The organism is Cellulomonas sp. IC4_254, assembly GCF_011603975.1.
Lineage (GTDB): Bacteria > Actinomycetota > Actinomycetes > Actinomycetales > Cellulomonadaceae > Cellulomonas.
This window is the reverse complement of the sequence record NZ_JAANNB010000136.1, coordinates 1-10,829: the sequence shown is the minus strand read 5'-3', so window position 1 is coordinate 10,829 and position 10,829 is coordinate 1. Positions and strand designations below refer to the sequence as shown.

11 protein-coding genes are annotated in these 10,829 nt (G+C 75.7%); 5 read left to right on the top strand and 6 right to left on the bottom strand.

Annotated features, from left to right (window positions below; translation table 11 throughout):
• Positions 1 to 382 (top strand): hypothetical protein (locus tag G6556_RS13260; protein ID WP_205693448.1); only part of this gene is annotated, 382 nt, incomplete at its 5' end.
• A 32-nt stretch (positions 383 to 414) separates the two neighbouring features.
• Here the strand turns inward: G6556_RS13260 and G6556_RS13255 are convergent.
• Together G6556_RS13255 and G6556_RS13250 are read right to left on the bottom strand one after the other, a co-directional pair.
• Positions 415 to 1,074 (bottom strand): response regulator transcription factor, encoded by a 660-nt coding sequence (locus G6556_RS13255; RefSeq protein ID WP_166942131.1) that lies wholly within the window; start codon positions 1,072 to 1,074, stop codon positions 415 to 417.
• Positions 1,071 to 2,357, bottom strand: coding sequence for an ATP-binding protein (locus G6556_RS13250; protein WP_166942128.1), 1,287 nt, complete (start codon positions 2,355 to 2,357; stop codon positions 1,071 to 1,073). The genes G6556_RS13255 and G6556_RS13250 overlap by 4 nt, the downstream gene beginning before the upstream one ends.
• A 136-nt stretch (positions 2,358 to 2,493) precedes the next feature.
• On the opposite strand from G6556_RS13250, the gene G6556_RS13245 reads away from it, so the two are divergent.
• From G6556_RS13245 to G6556_RS13235, 3 genes are all read left to right on the top strand, one after another.
• Positions 2,494 to 4,026, top strand: a complete 1,533-nt coding sequence (locus G6556_RS13245; RefSeq protein ID WP_166942125.1) for a PspC domain-containing protein — start codon at positions 2,494 to 2,496, stop codon at positions 4,024 to 4,026.
• On the top strand, positions 4,026 to 4,904 hold the full coding sequence (locus G6556_RS19180) for a hypothetical protein (RefSeq protein WP_205693447.1): 879 nt from the start codon (positions 4,026 to 4,028) through the stop codon (positions 4,902 to 4,904). Before G6556_RS13245 ends, G6556_RS19180 begins: the two co-directional genes overlap by 1 nt.
• A gap of 184 nt (positions 4,905 to 5,088) precedes the next feature.
• Complete coding sequence (locus tag G6556_RS13235; protein WP_166942122.1) at positions 5,089 to 6,033, top strand: type IV toxin-antitoxin system AbiEi family antitoxin domain-containing protein; 945 nt, start codon at positions 5,089 to 5,091, stop codon at positions 6,031 to 6,033.
• Positions 6,034 to 6,214: 181 nt separating this feature from the next.
• Here the strand turns inward: G6556_RS13235 and G6556_RS13230 are convergent, their stop codons facing one another.
• The 3 genes from G6556_RS13230 to G6556_RS13220 form a co-directional block, all read right to left on the bottom strand.
• Positions 6,215 to 6,718, bottom strand: a complete 504-nt coding sequence (locus G6556_RS13230; protein WP_166942119.1) for an aromatic ring-opening dioxygenase LigA — start codon at positions 6,716 to 6,718, stop codon at positions 6,215 to 6,217.
• A 315-nt stretch (positions 6,719 to 7,033) separates the two neighbouring features.
• Entirely contained in the window at positions 7,034 to 8,635 is a 1,602-nt protein-coding gene (guaA, locus tag G6556_RS13225) for a glutamine-hydrolyzing GMP synthase (RefSeq protein ID WP_166942116.1), read from the bottom strand.
• A gap of 84 nt (positions 8,636 to 8,719) precedes the next feature.
• Positions 8,720 to 9,139, bottom strand: a complete 420-nt coding sequence (locus G6556_RS13220; RefSeq protein WP_346774886.1) for a MerR family transcriptional regulator — start codon at positions 9,137 to 9,139, stop codon at positions 8,720 to 8,722.
• 186 nt (positions 9,140 to 9,325) lie between these two features.
• Between G6556_RS13220 and G6556_RS13215 the strand changes: the two genes are divergently transcribed.
• Positions 9,326 to 10,456: an acyltransferase gene (locus G6556_RS13215; RefSeq protein ID WP_346774885.1), complete on the top strand. Its 1,131-nt coding sequence runs from the start codon at positions 9,326 to 9,328 to the stop codon at positions 10,454 to 10,456.
• A 10-nt stretch (positions 10,457 to 10,466) separates the two neighbouring features.
• Here the strand turns inward: G6556_RS13215 and G6556_RS13210 are convergent, their stop codons facing one another.
• Positions 10,467 to 10,811 carry a DUF3817 domain-containing protein gene (locus tag G6556_RS13210; RefSeq protein WP_166942113.1) on the bottom strand — a complete coding sequence of 115 codons (345 nt, stop codon included), beginning with the start codon at positions 10,809 to 10,811 and terminating at the stop codon, positions 10,467 to 10,469.
• Positions 10,812 to 10,829 lie beyond the last annotated feature (18 nt).

Genomic DNA, 10,829 nt, shown 5'->3' with positions numbered 1-10,829 from the left:
CTACCCGCCGCCCGGGGCCCAGCCGACCGGGGCCGGCTACCCCGATCCGGCGGCGCTCCCGGGCCCGTACCCGGTCGCGCCGCAGCCGGCGCCGTCGCCGACGCTCGCGATCGTCGGCCTCGTCACGGCGGTGATCCCGTGCACGGCCCTGGTCGGGCTCGTCATCAGCATCGTCGTCCTGGTCCGCGGCCGCCGCGGCGGACTCCCGGGCCGTGGCCTCGCCGTCGCGGGCGTGGTCGTGGGCGCGCTGTGGCTGGTCGCCGGGGTCGTCGCGCTCGCGCTCGGCGCGTTCGGCGTCGCCTCGCTGGTCGAGACCTGCGCGGACCTCGGTGACGGCGTGCACTACGTCGACGGCGTGCGCTACGAGTGCAACATCGGCTGACGCCGATCACCCCGCGCGCGGGCGCGCCCGGCTCAGAGCAGCCGGCGCGCCGCCGCCCACCGGGTCAGCTCGTGCCGCGAGGACAGCTGCAGCTTGCGTAGCACCGCCGACACGTGAGTCTCGACCGTCTTGATCGAGATGAACAGCTCCCCCGCCACCTCGCGGTAGGAGTACCCCCGCGCGATCAGCCGCATGACCTCGCGCTCCCGCGCCGACAGCCGGTCGAGCTCGTCGTCGCCGGTCGCCACGTCGCCCGCGGCGGCCCCGAACGCGTCGAGCACGAACCCCGCGAGCCGGGGCGAGAACACCGCGTCGCCACCCGCCACGCGCAGCACGGCGTCGCACAGGTCGGGCCCGGAGATCGCCTTGGTGACGTAGCCCCGCGCGCCGGCCCGGATCACCGCGACGACGTCCTCCGCCGCGTCGGACACCGACAGCGCCAGGAACCGGGTGCCGCCGAGCAGGTCGGTGCACGCGCGGATCACCTCGGCGCCGCCACCGCCGTCGCCACCGGGCAGGTGCACGTCGAGCAGCACGACCGGCGGCTGCGTGGCCCGCACGACCTGGATCGCCTCGTCCACCGTGGCGGCCTCCCCGACGACGTGCACCCGGTCGTCGAGGGACGCCTTGACGCCCGCACGGAACATCAGGTGGTCGTCGACGAGCACCACGTCGACCGGAGCGTCGTTCATCCCTGCATCGTCCTCTCGTCCTCCGCCGCCGCGCGCTCGCGCACCAGGGGCATCCGCAGCCGCACCTCGGTGCCGCCGCCGTCCTTGCACACCACCGACGCGGTCCCGCCCCGGCGGCGCACGCGCCCCAGGATGGACTCCCGCACGCCGAACCGGTCGTCCGGCACGGCGTCGGGGTCGAAGCCGTCGCCGCGGTCGCGCACGAACACCTCGACCTCGTCGGGCCCCGCCTCCAGGTAGAGCGACACCGGCGGGCGACCGTGCCGGACGGCGTTGAGCAGCGCCTCGCGGGTCGCCTGCAGCAGCGCGTCGGTGCTCGCGTCGGGCTCGGTGTCCCCGACGACGACGGTCTCGACCGTGACGGCCTCGCCGTCCGGGCCGGTGCGCGTGTCCTCGATCTCCGCGACGATCGCGGCGAGCACCGCCGCCACCGACGTGCCGGGCGCCGGGCGGTCGTCGTACAGCCACACCCGCAGCTCGCGCTCCTGCGCGCGGGCCATCCGGGCGACCTCCGTCGGGTCGTCCGCCCGGGCGCGGATCAGCGCCAGGGTCTGCAGCACGGAGTCGTGCAGGTGGGCCGCGATGTCGGCGCGCTCGGACTCGCGGGCGCGGGCGGCACGCTCGTCGCCCAGCTCCCGGACGAGCCGCAGCCACCACGGCGCGAGCACCAGGGCGACGCCGCCGAGCACCGCGACCGCGGCCACCGTCGACTGCACCAGGGTCCCCGGGGTCGCCTCCTGGCCGACCAGCAGCAGCACGCCGACGCCCGCGATCACCAGGCCGCCGACCAGGCGGAGCACGCTCACCGGCCCCCGGCTGCCGCCGCGTCGCTCCCGCTGCACCGCGTCCAGCTGGCTCCACGCCAGCGCGGCGCCCGCGACCAGCAGCAGCACCGGCACCACCCAGTTGCCGACGACGTCCGTGCCCGCCCGGGCGAGGAGCATGGCCACCGCCCCGGCGAGCAGCGCCACCCCGACAGCGATCTCGGTCCACGGCAGCCGCCGCAGCCGCTGCACCGCGTCGCCCTCGAGCGGGCGGTGCAGCCGGGACAGCTCCGCCGGGCGACCGGCGTCCGCGACGGCCGCGGGGTCGCCCACCGGGATGGTCACCCACCAGAACACGTACAGGGCGACGCCGATCCCGCCCACCGGCGTGAGCAGCGCGAACAGCACCCGCACGAGCCGCACGGGCACGCCGAGGTGCAGCGCGAGGCCGGCGGCGACGCCGCCGACCACGCGGCCGCGCTCCGGGCGCCGCAGCGGCAGACGGGACGGGGACTCCATGCCCTGATCGTCACACGTCCCGGACCCCGGCAGCGCCCTCCGGGCCCCAGGATCAGGGACCCCCGGGGCACATTCAGGGGCGGGTCAGGGGGGTACCCGATGCCGCCGGGGGTGCCCCGCGCGTCAGGATCGAGCCATGACGAACGACAGCGCCGACCGCGGGTCGGGCACCGTGCCGCCGAGCGGCCCCGGCGCACCCGGCCCCGTGCCTCCTCCCGCTCCCCCGACCGACGGCCACGCGATGGCCGGCTTCTTCGCGGCGATCCGCCGCGCGGGCATCTCCCGCTCCCAGGACCGCTGGGTCGGCGGCGTCTCCGGCGGCCTCGCCGCCCGGCTCGGCATCGACCCGCTGCTCGCCCGGGGCCTCGTGGGCGTCACCCTGCTCATGGGCTTCGGCTTCGTGCTGTACGGCCTCGCCTGGGCGCTGCTGCCCGAGGAGTCCGACGGGCGGATCCACCTCGAGGAGACCATCCGCGGCAACTTCGACGTGGCCCTGCTCGGCGCCATCGCCCTGGTCGTCGTCGGGTTCAGCGCCGGCGACTGGTGGTTCAGCTGGGGCCCGTTCCGGTCCGGCTGGTTCAGCGGCTTCGCGTGGTTCGCGGCCGTGGTCGCCGGGATCGTCGTCCTCGTCACCGCGCTGCGGCGCGGCAGGGACGGCCGCCCGCCGGCGGCCTCGTGGCAGCCCCCGTACCCGGAAGGACAGCGACCGATGACCAGCCCCAGCACCCCGCCCGCACCGCCGGCCGACACCGCGCGGCCCGCGCCGTACGCGGGTGCCGCCCCGGCGGCCCCGGACCGGCCGGTCGCGAGCGCCTCCGCCCCGGTGGGCGGCGGGTACGGCTCGGCACCCGCCGCGCCCGCCTACGGCACCGCGCCCTCCGGGCAGCCCTCGGCCGGCTCCGGCGCCCGACGGCACCAGGGACCGCCCAACCCGCCGGCACCCCCGGTCCGCGGCTGGACGCCGCCGCCCCCGACCCCGCCCACGCCGCCGCGCCCGCCGCGGCCGCCGCGCCGCGGGCCTGGTGCCGCCGTCACCGGCGTCGTGGTCGCGCTCATCCTCATCGGCCTGGCCGGCCTGCTCGCCGCCGAGCGCGCCGGGGTCTACGACGGCCCGATCGCGGCCGTGGTCGTCGGCGGCGGCCTGGCGCTCGTCGGCCTGGCGATCATCGTCTCCGGCCTGCGCGGCCGCACCGCCGGCGGGCTCACGGCCCTGGCGATCGTCGGCATGGTCGTCGCGGGTCCCGCGGCGGTCGCGAACGACGCCCGCTGGGGCAGCTGGGACCGGTGGGACGGCGACAGCGGTGGGGTGCGCAGCATCGACACGGCCGTGAGCTCCCGGGCCGTGGCCGAGCGGGGCTACTCGTTCGGCGTCGGCGACGCCACGGTCGACCTGACCGGCGTGCCCCTCACCGACGAGCCCCTGGAGGTGCCGATCAGCGGCGGCCTGGGCGACGTCACCGTCATCGTGCCCGAGGGCGCGGCCGTCGTCGCGGACGTCAGCTCCGGCGCCGGCAACGTCATCTGGAAGGTCGACGGCAAGAACGAGCGCTCCGACGGCGTCGGCCACGCCCGCACCTTCACCAGCGACGCCATGTCGGGCCGCGAGGACGCCGAGATCGAGCTCACGATCGAGGTCGGCGTCGGCAGCATCACCATCGAGGAGGACTGATGACCAGCACCGGCCCCGAGGCCCCCCGCCCCGACGGCGCGGACGAGCCCGTCACCGAACGCATCGAGCGCGCGGACGCCACCGACGACGCGACCACGGCCGCGGTGGACGCCGAGGCCGCGGAGGACGCGAGCCGGCCGGTCGACCCCGTCGACGACACCACGGCGATCGAGACGGACGACGCGACGCGGCGGACCGACGCGACGGACGACACCGCCGTCATCGAGACCAGCAGCGCCACCCAGCGGACCGACGCGACGGACGACACCGCCGTCATCGAGACCAGCGGCGCCACCCAGCGGACCGACGCGACGGACGACACCGCCGTCATCGAGACCAGCAGCGCGACCCAGCGGATCGACGCCGTCGGCGACACCGCGCGCATCGACACCGTCGGCGGGACCGAGCCCGCAGCCGTCGGCGACGCCCCGGCCGCCGCGACCGCCGCAGCACCGGTGCGGGAGTCGTCCTGGTCGGCGACGCCGTCCGACCCGGCCCCGACGACCGGCCCGTCCCCGTACGGCTCGCCGGCCCCGGGCACCCCGGCATACGGCGCGCCCGCCTCCGGCTCGGCGGCGTACGGCTCGACCGCGTACGGGTCCCCGGCGTACGGCACCCCGGCGCCGACCCCGGCCGCATCCCCCGCACCGGTCCCCGCGCCGGAGCCCGAGGACCGCGGCCCGCGGGCGGGCACCGTGGTCTGGGGCCTGATCGTCGCGGCCGTCGGCATCCTGGTGCTCGCCGTCGCGGCGGGCGTCCGGATCGACCTGCAGCTCGCGCTCATCGTGCTGCTGGCCGCGGCCGGCGTCGCCCTGCTGGTCGGCTCCCTCCTCACGGCGGGGCGCCGCAAGCGCCGCGAGCAGCGCACCACGCGCTGACCCCGGGCGACCTCCGGTCAGCATCCGACCGGCCGCCCGATCAGCAGCGACTGTGGAGGAGAAGCGCCGAGTGAGTACCTGCTGGGTACTCGCTCGGCGCTTTTCTTGCCCAGTCGGCGACAGAGCCCGGACCCGGTCTGTGGACGACCGCCGCCGGGCCCGCTCCGTCGGGCACGGTGGAGGCATGAGCAGCACCGCAGCCGCCCTCCCCGACGTGACCGCCGCCGCGGTCACCACGACGGGCAACGCGCGAGCTGTCGGTCGGGACGGCAAGGACCTCCGGCGCGCGACCCGTGCCGGTGCGCTCGTGCGGGTCCGGCACGGCACGTACGTGCCCGCGGAGGCCTGGGCCGCCGCCGACGAGGCGGAGCGTCACCGCCTCAGGGTGCTCGCGGCCGCCCGGCGGTTACGGGCGCCGGTCTTCGGCCGCGAGTCCGCCGCGGCCGTATGGCGGCTCCCCCTGCTCGGGGACTGGCCGCGCGACGTGCACGTGCTCGTGCCCCTCGCCTCCGGCACCCCCTCCAGCCCAGGGGTGCGCCGGCACCGGGTCGCCGATCCGGCGGCGACCCGGTGCGTCGACGGTCTCGCGGTCACGACGGTCGCGCGGACGGTCGTCGACCTCGCCCGGGCCGGGTCGTTCGCCCGCGGGCTCGTCCTGGCCGACGACGCGCTCCGGCGGCGCGGGGTGAGTCCCGACGACCTCGCCCGCGAGGTGGCGGCCGCAGGCACCGGACGCGGGGTCCGCGCGGCGCGGCGCGTCGTGGCCGAGGCGGACGCGGGGGCCGAGTCGCCCGGGGAGTCGCTGAGCCGCGCCCGGATGATCGAGCTCGGCCTGCCGCAGCCGGTGCTGCAGCGCGAGGTGCGCGACCACCGCGGGCTCGTCGGCCGGGTCGACTTCCTCTGGGAGCGGCTCGGCGTGGTCGGCGAGTTCGACGGCCGATTGAAGTACCGCGCCGGCGGGGTCGGCGACCGCACCGCCGACGAGGACCGCGTGTGGGCCGAGAAGCGCCGCGAGGACCGGCTCCGTGCCGCGGGCCTCCGAGTCGTGCGGTGGACGTGGCAGGACGCCCTCCACCCCGCACGCCTCGCGAGCGTCCTCGCCTCCGCCGGCATCCGCCCCGGCGCCTGACCGCCCGGACCCCGGCGTCACCGCGTCACCGCGTGCGTCGCCGAGCGAGTAGGAAATGGGTCGAGGGGGTATCCCGCGACTACCCCCTCGACCAGTTTCCTACTCACTCGGTGGTGGGCACGGCGAAGGGCCGGGACCCCGCGCGGGGTCCCGGCCCTCCGGCCGTGCTGGTGCGTGGGCGTCAGGCCCGCACGTTCTCCTCCACGCCCGGCACGGTGCCGGCGGGGCGGGTGGCGTCGGTGACCGCGGCGGTCTTGCGGCCGCCCAGGGCGAACAGCGCCCAGCCGATGAGGATGAACATCACGCCGAGGCCCATGACCAGCGCGGCGACGCCGAACGCGACGACCGAGGTGAACAGCGAGGCCCGCAGGAAGGACGCGTTCATGGCGACGTCGCGCAGCGGGTCGTCCTGGGCGAGCTCGGCGTAGGTCTTGCCGCCGGTGGCCTCGAGGGCGTGGTGCTGGATGATGTCGGCCTGCGCGAACGCCGTCCACGGGCTGGTCACGGGCTGGCCCGCGAAGTTCGCGGCGTCGTCGGAGACGGTGATGTTCTCGTCGGCGAGGTGGCTGGAGACGGAGCCCCAGGTGACGCCGCCGGCGATGATGAGGACGATGCCGGCGATCGCCGTGATGATGCCGATGACGCGAGCAGCCTTCGAGCCGCCCGTCGCTGCCACGGTAGCCATGGTCGTGTTCCCTTCCGATACCCCCGGTGCGGGACGACCGTCGGTCGACCCGGTGGACCCTGTGAGCCCCACGTGGAAGAGCCTGCCTCCCCCGCCGGGCGCGACATGGGACCAAGGTCGCGGGACAGCCGGTGACCGGGCTTGTGAAGCGGCGCACAATGACCGGATTTCCGCTGGTCGGGTCCTTGGTCCCACCTATGACACTCCGTCAGACTAGGACATAGGTCCTGGTAAGGGGCCCACCCGCGCCGAGTGATCCGGGATGCACGACGGCCCGGCACCCCCGTGCGGGGTACCGGGCCGTGGCGCGTCAGCTCACTCCCACTCGATGGTGCCCGGCGGCTTGCTCGTCACGTCGAGCACCACGCGGTTGACCTCCGGCACCTCGTTGGTGATGCGGGTGGAGATCGTCGCCAGCACGTCGTACGGCAGGCGGGTCCAGTCGGCGGTCATGGCGTCCTCGGAGGACACCGGGCGCAGCACGACGGGGTGGCCGTAGGTGCGGCCGTCGCCCTGCACGCCCACCGAGCGCACGTCGGCCAGCAGCACGACCGGGCACTGCCAGATGTCGCGGTCCAGGCCTGCGCGGGTCAGCTCCTCGCGGGCGATGACGTCGGCGGCGCGGAGCACGTCCAGGCGTTCCTGGGTGACCTCGCCGATGATCCGGATGCCCAGGCCGGGGCCGGGGAACGGCTGGCGCCAGACGATCGCCTCGGGCACGCCGAGCTCGAGGCCGACGGCACGGACCTCGTCCTTGAACAGCGCGCGCAGCGGCTCGACGAGCTCGAACTGCAGGTCGTCGGGCAGGCCGCCGACGTTGTGGTGGCTCTTGATGTTGGCCGCGCCCTCGCCGCCGCCGGACTCGACGACGTCCGGGTAGAGGGTGCCCTGGACGAGGAACTTGACCTCGTCGCCGTGGGCGCCGGCCTCCTCGACGACCTCGCGGGCGGCGTCCTCGAACACGCGGATGAACTCGCGGCCGATGATCTTGCGCTTGGTCTCGGGGTCGGTGTGGCCCGCGAGCGCCTGCAGGAACCGCTCGCGCGCGTCGACGACCTTGAGGTTGACGCCGGTGGACGCCACGAAGTCCTGCTCGACCTGCTCGGCCTCGCCGGTGCGCAGCAGGCCGTGGTCGACGAACACGCAGGTGAGCTGGTCGCCGACGGCCTTCTGCACCAGCGCGGCGGCGACGGAGGAGTCGACGCCGCCGGACAGGCCGCAGATGACGCGGGCGCTGCCGACCTGGGCGCGGATCCGCTCGACCTGGTCGGCGATGACGTTGCCCGGGTTCCAGTCGGGAGCCAGGCCGGCGCCCTCGTAGAGGAAGTGCTCGAGGGTGCGCTGGCCGAGCGGCGAGTGCTTCACCTCGGGGTGCCACTGCACGCCGTACAGGCGGCGGGCGCGGTCCTCGAACGCGGCGACCGGGGAGCCGGCCGACGTGGCGAGCACCTCGAAGCCCTCGGGCGCGGCGTGCACGGCGTCGCCGTGGCTCATCCAGACGGTCTGCTGCTCGGGGCTGTCGGCGAGGACGGTGCCGTTCGCGACGACCTCCACCGGGGTGCCGCCGTACTCGCGGTTGCCGGTCTGCGCGACCTCGCCGCCGAGGGCCTTGGCCATCGCCTGGAAGCCGTAGCAGATGCCGAGCACCGGGACGCCGGCGTCGAACAGCGCCGGGTCGACGAACGGGGCGCCGGCGGCGTACACGGACGACGGTCCGCCGGACAGGATGATGGCCGACGGGTCCTTGGCCAGCATGTCCTGCACCGAGGCCGTGTGCGGCACGATCTCGGAGTAGACGCTCGCCTCGCGGACGCGGCGCGCGATCAGCTGCGCGTACTGCGCGCCGAAGTCGACGACGAGGACGGGACGGGGCGAGTCGGAGGGCGGCGGCGCGGGCGTGTCGGGAGCGTCGGTCACCGCACCAGGGTAGTGCGCCCGGCCGGCAGCCCGGGACGTCCCGGGAGCGCGGGAGGACGACCCGGGACCCCGCGGGGACCGGCGTCAGGAGCCGGAGCGCTCCCCGATCCGGCGCTGCCGGCTGATCTCCTTGCGGAGGCTCTCGTGGAAGTCCTCGGCGACGGCGAGCTGCTCGCGCAGCGCCCGGGACCGCTCCTCGGCGGCCAGCCGGTACATCCGCAGGCGCTCCAGCAGGGCCTCGTGCTCGTCGGCGTCGATGCCCGGCTCGTTGATCCGGTCGAGCACGCCGAGCAGGTCGCCCATCTCGTCGAGGGAGAAGTCGAGCGGCTTCATGCGCTTGATCAGCTCCAGCCGTGCGATGTCAGGCTCGGTGTACAGGCGGAATCCGCCGTGCGTGCGGGCCGAGGGCCGGACGAGGCCGACCTCCCCGTAGTACCGGATGGTCCGCAGCGACAGGCCGGTGCGCTCGGCGACCTCGCCGATCTGCATGTGGTGCAGGCTCACGGCCACCTCCTTCCGCACCGGGCGGCGACAGCATAGCGACGGGCGGTCGCCGTGACCTGGACCGACGGGCCGGCACCCTCCTGTCACGTGAGCGTCGGGTCGCGGTGTGAAGATCCGGTGCCGGTCCTCGGCCGCACGGCGCCCGGGTCTTCTCAAACCTCGCAAAGTGGACATACCTTCCGTTACGTGAGGGATGACGCACCGGCCGACCCGGCGACGACCACCGGCAGCGGCCTGCCCGGCACCGGTCTGGCGTCGCCCGTGCCCGCGGCGCCGGTGGCGGGCGCCCCGGCGCTACCCGCGCGCCTGCCGGGCCTGGACGCGCTCCGCGGCCTGGCCGTGGGCCTGGTGCTGCTCAACCACGCGGCCCCCGACGTGTTCGGCGCCGCCGGCGTCCTCGGCGTGACGGTGTTCTTCGCGCTGTCGGGCTGGCTGATCACCGGCGTGCTCATGCGCGACCTCGACGCCCGCGGCCGGATCCGGTTCCGGCGGTTCTACGGCCACCGGCTGCTCCGGCTGTACCCGCCGCTGCTGCTCATGCTCGCGGGATACGTGGTCGTCGAAGGGGCGTTCGACCTGCTCGGCCAGGCGCACCTGGTGCCCGAGACGCTGGTCGCGGCGCTCACCTACACGATCAACGTCCCCGGGCTCCCGCACGGCAGCGAGTCCGTCTACCACTTCTGGACGCTGGCGGCGGAGGAGCAGTTCTACCTGGTGTGGCCGCTGGTGCTGGCGTGGGCCTGGCACCGGGGCTGGCTGCGCGCCACGACCGGGGTCGCCGTGGCCGCGGCGCTGGCCGCCTGCATGGTGACGCTGCTGCTGGTCGTGCCGGACGTCGCCCGGGTGTACGCGCTGCCGACGTCGTGGGGCGCGGCGCTGCTCATCGGCTGCGCGGGCTTCCTCGGCCGCACCGCGCTGGCGGCACGGCTGCCGCAGACCGTCCGGGCGCGCCGGGCCGTGCAGGGCGGGATCGTCGTGGTGCTGCTCGGCGGGACGATGCTCACCGGCCTGGCCGGGCACACCGCCTGGTACCTGCTGGGCGTGCCGGCCGTCGCCGTCGCCACGGTGGTGCTGATCAGCTACGTCGGCGGCTGGCGGTCGCTGCCGACCCGGTGGCTGCGGCCCGCGGTCGCCCTCGGCACGGTGTCGTACGCGGCGTACCTGTGGAACGGCGCGATCGTGCGCTGGCTCGGGCACCCCGACGACCTCGCCGGGATCGCGCTCGGGGTCGCGCTCACCCTCCTCGCGGCGACGGCGAGCTGGTGGCTCGTCGAGCGCCCGGTGGCCCGGTGGCGGGCGCGCCGCGCGGCGGCCTGAGCCGCGCCGCTCACCCCAGGCGGGCCTGCGCGTCGGCGTGCACCCGGCGCTCGAGGATGAACGACATCACCGGCACGACGCCCGCCAGCGCCATCGTCACCAGCCGGCCGAGCGACCAGCGCATGGCCGACCACAGCTGCACGACGGTGAACAGGTACACCACGTAGATCCAGCCGTGCACGATCGCGACCCAGGTGCCCAGCACCGGCAGCGGCGAGCCCGTCGCCGGGTCGACGCCGTTCGCGTGGAACACGTACTTGAGCACCATCTCGAGGCACAGCACCAGCAGCATCGTGCCGGTGACGAACGCCATCACCCGGTACCGCGTCAGCCGCCCCGCGGCGGCCGGGTGCACGGGGGCCGGTCGCGCCGC

Coding starts and splice junctions, on each gene's coding strand:
- G6556_RS13255 (WP_166942131.1), bottom strand. CDS start 1,074: ATGAACGACGCTCCGGTCGACGTGGTGCTCGTCGACGACCACCTGATG.
- G6556_RS13250 (WP_166942128.1), bottom strand. CDS start 2,357: ATGGAGTCCCCGTCCCGTCTGCCGCTGCGGCGCCCGGAGCGCGGCCGC.
- G6556_RS13245 (WP_166942125.1), top strand. CDS start 2,494: ATGACGAACGACAGCGCCGACCGCGGGTCGGGCACCGTGCCGCCGAGC.
- G6556_RS19180 (WP_205693447.1), top strand. CDS start 4,026: ATGACCAGCACCGGCCCCGAGGCCCCCCGCCCCGACGGCGCGGACGAG.
- G6556_RS13235 (WP_166942122.1), top strand. CDS start 5,089: ATGAGCAGCACCGCAGCCGCCCTCCCCGACGTGACCGCCGCCGCGGTC.
- G6556_RS13230 (WP_166942119.1), bottom strand. CDS start 6,718: ATGGCTACCGTGGCAGCGACGGGCGGCTCGAAGGCTGCTCGCGTCATC.